Source organism: Amycolatopsis speibonae (assembly GCF_042647925.1).
Lineage (GTDB): Bacteria > Actinomycetota > Actinomycetes > Mycobacteriales > Pseudonocardiaceae > Amycolatopsis > Amycolatopsis speibonae.
Map to the genome: position 1 here is coordinate 1 of NZ_JBHRWK010000127.1, position 4,930 is coordinate 4,930.

Sequence of the window (4,930 nt, forward strand, 5' to 3'; positions counted from 1 at the left end):
CGAGGTGGCGCAGACGCCACCAATACCGCGCCCAGCAAGGCCACTACCAGCGACAATCGACCCACGAACCATGACCATCACGAACTACGGCTGGAGTACTAGGCGACCCCGAGGCTAGAAAACACCTCCAGGACGTATTCGGTCTAGCGACGAAGTCGCTCGCCGATGAGCTAGTTGCGAGTCCACTATCTCCTCCACCGCTGCCGCCGACTCCTCACGACCTCACAATCAGCGGCGACACATGGCGGGACGATGGGATTCGTGTTCTCGCAGACGTGGCAGGCCGAGCCGAGCTCGACGTTCGCGTCGCCGAACTACGGTCCCGTTCCTTTCTTGGTGGTGGCAGTCCGCGCCGATGCGGTCATTGGAAAGGCCGAGTCAGCGACGACCTCGACGATTGGCTTAGAGACGGCCAGGATGTCCTGCTCACCTGGGAAGTTCTTCGCGGCCTGATTGGCCTTGACGAATCAGAGCTCAGCATCGCCCAGACCGGCGCCAGCCTCGATGGGTTCGAGCCCGACGCTCTCGCAGCGGCCCAAGAGATCATCAATGCCACATGGCACCAGTGCGTCGACTGGACGAAGTCCTTGACTATGGCTGAGCTAGCGCTCATCCGGGTATACGACGTCGACGAACTCCGTCGGCGACGGTGGCTTGACGGTCACCTGCGGATCAAACACGCACCCCTTCTAATACCAGAGAGCGTTCCGGACATAACCTCGTCAGGCGCCACAGCCGCTGTTCCGGACTGGGTCAGTACTTATGTGTATGACCGCGGAGCGCGGTTCTTCCACAGCAGCACTGGCCCACTCGAGTTGTGGTTCGGGGTCGTCGAATCCAACCACGAACAAAGCCAGCTGAAGTCCGCGCTGGACGAGGGCACTCGGATAGGGATCACACACAACGGTGCTGAGGTTCTGCTCCAGATCCCCGTAGAGCCTAGAGGATCACTGAATCCGGCATTCGCACCGTTTCGCTTCCACCCTGAGGAGCCCAGCAGTGCCGTGGAGTTACTTTTGGTCGCACGGACAAGTGTGCGCATGGACTGGTACCGGCTCCACGATGACGAGAAGCTCGAGCACTTACATGCAACCTGCCTGGACATTCCGGCAGACGCTTTGGCGCTAGTCCTCAAGCGTGTCGATGCGACCCTCGCGCGAGCGGGACTCGACGCTCCCGAATCCTCACCATACGAGCTTCTGACGCGGGCCTTCCTGCATCCAAATTCCGAACAGCTCATGTTTGTAGGTGTGGACAACGCCAAATCGGAATCGATTCTCCTCGACCTTGGCCTGCTCGCTAGGGGTTCCGACGGGGACACCGAAGCTATCAAAGCGGCTCGCGACTCCCTGTCCCGCGCCGAGCTGGCACGTGTGTCTGCCGGGGTCGATGGTATGGCCAACGAGCAGCTACAGACCGCTGCTGAGCTCGCGCGCCGGACCTACACGATCATCCACCAACGAATTCAGCGCCCGGCCGGCCGGCAGTTCGCCGACATGACAGCCCATGTGGTCAGCGCAGGCCGCGCATTCGTCCAGTTCGCGGAGTCAGAAGGTTACCTATCAGCCGTAGTCGCTATCGAGACGGGCGCTGGCGTCGAGGCACGTTTTATCGATCTCAGCAACATTTCTGTCAGATATATGCGACTTATCTCTGATCAATGGCTCGGCCGGGATCCTGCCGCACCCTGGGAAGCGGGGGCCGACGCGCTCGACAACATCCTCCGGTGGGCAGGCCAGCAGATCCTCGCGCCGATCTTCGACCTGCTCATCCAATACGACACGCGACATGTCGTGCTCTGCCCGAGTCGGACGCTCGAACCGCTCCCGCTCCATGCCGCCGTAGTTGATGGCAGCGCACTCGGAGATCTTGTCGACGTGAGTTACGCACCGAGCGCGGCAGTCCTTTCGCAGCTATCGGCACATGGCGACCAGCATGGCACACTAGACCTTATTGTTGCGGCCAACGGAGCATATGCCCCTCGCGACCATGGCCTCGTTGTCCTCGACGGACCGGACCAGGAGGCCATGGCGTTACACGAGCTGGCTGCGCATGCACGCGTCCTCAATGGCATCGACGCCACACCAGGAGCCGTTCTCGATGCCATCGCATCCTCTCGGGTGGCCCACCTCGCGGCCCACGGGCAAGCAAGTCCCGACAAACTTGCCAGCGGTATCTGGCTGTCCGGAGCCACCCGTTCAGGTGCGTTGCTTTCCGCCGCAGCCATCCATGCGGGACCGGAGCTTCGGAACACGTCGCTCGTCGTACTGTCCGCTTGCGATACCGCGCACCACCCTTCCACAGGCCGCGCCGTGCAGTCTTGGCGAGGCCTTGACAGCGCATTTCTGTCTCGTGGTGCCCGTGCCGTCGTGGCTGGACTCTGGGATGTCGACGACGTAGCTGCCCTTGTATACAGCACGGCTCTCCACGTACAGCTCTTCCATGGCGCGACAATCGCACAGGCACATACCACGGCAACATTACTTCTGCGAGGATCCGAGCCCGATCCGCGTACAGCTGAACTATTGGATAAGACTAGATCATCGTGGAAAGCCGACATCGGCGCGCTTGCACTGGAACGCGCATACTGGTGGTCTGCCTACCGTCCTTCCGGTATCTGTTGGTAGGCCTACACCGACGGGGGAACGGCAGCTTTCACCAGAGTCGCCTCTAAGAGATCCCGGCACGCTTGGAACTGGCAGGCAATGCGGCAATTTCGACCTGACTGCGGTCAATTCAGACCAACGACGATTCGTCCAGCCGGTGCCGGAACCGACAAACCCGTCGTCACCGCAAACGACGCCACTTTCACAACCCCTGCTCGCGGGTCTCATCACCGAGAACGGGCAGCTGCGCACCGCGGCGCGATCCACCCACGCCCCAAAGTGGCCAGCCAATCACCAGAGGTGCCGCCGGGGCACCGCACCCTGCCTGTCAGCGCTCGTGTTGGAGAGCCTCCAGCAGCCCGTATGCCCCGACATCGGCCAGCTTGTCCACGACGTTGAGACATCTATCGCGCATCGTCGCGTCGCCTTGCCGATAGAGCCGGAGCACGACGGTGACAATGTCACGGCTGATAGCCGCAGTAGCCCTGCTTAGATCACCGAGTTCAACACCAGCGTGTTCGACGGCGCGCTCGCAAGCGATGATCGTGGTCGAGGGCAGCAGTCTCAGGCTTTGCTCGAGCGTGTGGAAGAGGTCACCGAAGTTGTCCGGGAAGGCTCGACTGGTGACATACGCCGCCACAAGGCGTTCACTGATCGAGGCAGAGGCGGGCTCGTGGAGGACTCGGATCGCCGCGGAAGCGGCTTTGCGGACTTCTGAGTCCCCGTCGTCAAACAGCCTAACGAGTTCGGTGGTAGCAAGGTACGGTGCCGTGGCCATCGTTTGCGCGGCCTCCTACACCCCTAGGACCCCTGCCGTCCGTGTTGGACCAGATTTCTGTCGGGATCGGCCACAAGACGGGCTACCTGCGGCATACGGAGAACGGCCGCCGTCGGTGTTGGTCACCGAGGAGAGCCGGTTGGGCTGGTTGCTATCCGAAGCTGGAGCGGCAGCGCATCGCGGGCTCTGCGCGGGTTCAGGCCAGCTCGACAATGCCAAAGCCATTGGCGAAGAGGCAATCCGCACGATGCAAAACGATCACTGTCCGAGATTGTGCAGATGTTGCCTGACCCGAACTCGCCGCTGCTTCCACCGGCGGCCTCCCACTCCTTCAAGAGCAGGAGGCCGCCGGTGGAAGCAGCCCAGGAAGCCTGGGCCTACATGCCGGTTTGTCGACCAGGCTCTAGCAATCGACCCACGGTGCCCAGCCTGAGGACGCGGTCCATGTCCTGCACCACCAACCGTTGACGGTGCCCCAGACCCGGATCGTGATCCGGGATGACGACAGCGCGGGAACGTCGACGCTGCTCCTGGCCACCCCACCGAGTCTGCGCCAGTTACTCCACGCGCTGCTTCCCGGCGCCAGCTGGTAGGTGTCGTAGACCGCCGAGTCGGTACCCACGACGAACCACTGGTAGTGGCCGTCCGGCCACCGGACCAAGGTCGGCGGGTATTCACAAATGTATTGGCCCGGGTGCCCGCCGACGGTGATGGGGCAGTTGGATTGAACCGAAGCGGCTGAAGCAGCAGGGGCGAAAAAGAGAGCCATCCCGAGTGCCGCGACGGCTATCAGGGTTTGCAAAGCTGTTCGCATTTTCACCATGACACGTCCTGAGATTGTCTGCGGGCCGCGGCCACAGGTCGTGACCCGGCAGGCGGCTACCGATGCTCACGCTGGGTGTCGCCCGACCTCTGTCTAGCCCGGTGAGGTTGTTCTGTGTCGGTCCCTGGACTCAGAACACCATTGCCCGAACAATGAGCTGTGGGTGGGAGGGGGAAGGCGTATGCCGAGGCAGGAGCGTCCGCTGGATCCGGACGGCGACGCGTTGTCGCAGTTCGCGCGGGGTCTGCGGAAGTTGCGTGCCAATGCGGGCAGCCCGACGTATCGAGAGCTGGCGCGGCGCGCGCACTACGCGGCGGGCACGTTGTCCGATGCCGCGGGCGGCCGCAAGCTGCCGACACTCGCGGTGACGCTCGCGTATGTCCGGGCCTGCGACGGCGACGCTGCGGAGTGGGAGACGGTCTGGCACGCCTTGGCCGCGGAGCTCGCCGCCGAAAACACCGAACCCGGCGAGCGGGAACCGGCCGATGACGTGCCATATGTCGGGTTGGGTGCTTTCCAGATCGAGGACGCTGACCGGTTCTTCGGCCGCGAGCGGGTGCTCGACGAGCTGGACGGCAAACTCGCCCGTCATCGGTTCCTTGCGGTGTTCGGCCCGTCGGGCCTGGATCCACCGGTGGGTTTTGTTGGTGATCTTGGTGGGGTTTGTTGATCTTGTTGGTGGGTGTGGGCGTGCTGGGGTGTGCTGGCTGGTCCAGCGCGTCC

General features: G+C 62.9%; 3 protein-coding genes. 2 read left to right on the forward strand and 1 reads right to left on the reverse strand.

The features are described 5' to 3' along the window. Positions 1 to 275 precede the first annotated feature (275 nt). Positions 276 to 2,627: a CHAT domain-containing protein gene (locus tag ACFOSH_RS42430; RefSeq protein ID WP_378247206.1), complete on the forward strand. Its 2,352-nt coding sequence runs from the start codon at positions 276 to 278 to the stop codon at positions 2,625 to 2,627. Between the two features lie 307 nt (positions 2,628 to 2,934). Here ACFOSH_RS42430 and ACFOSH_RS42435 read toward each other — a convergent pair whose 3' ends face one another. Next, positions 2,935 to 3,384, reverse strand: coding sequence for a hypothetical protein (locus tag ACFOSH_RS42435; protein WP_378247208.1), 450 nt, complete (start codon positions 3,382 to 3,384; stop codon positions 2,935 to 2,937). Between the two features lie 1,004 nt (positions 3,385 to 4,388). On the opposite strand from ACFOSH_RS42435, the gene ACFOSH_RS42440 reads away from it, so the two are divergent. After that, positions 4,389 to 4,877 (forward strand): helix-turn-helix domain-containing protein, encoded by a 489-nt coding sequence (locus ACFOSH_RS42440; protein WP_378247210.1) that lies wholly within the window; start codon positions 4,389 to 4,391, stop codon positions 4,875 to 4,877. The last annotated feature ends 53 nt before the right edge of the window (positions 4,878 to 4,930 follow it).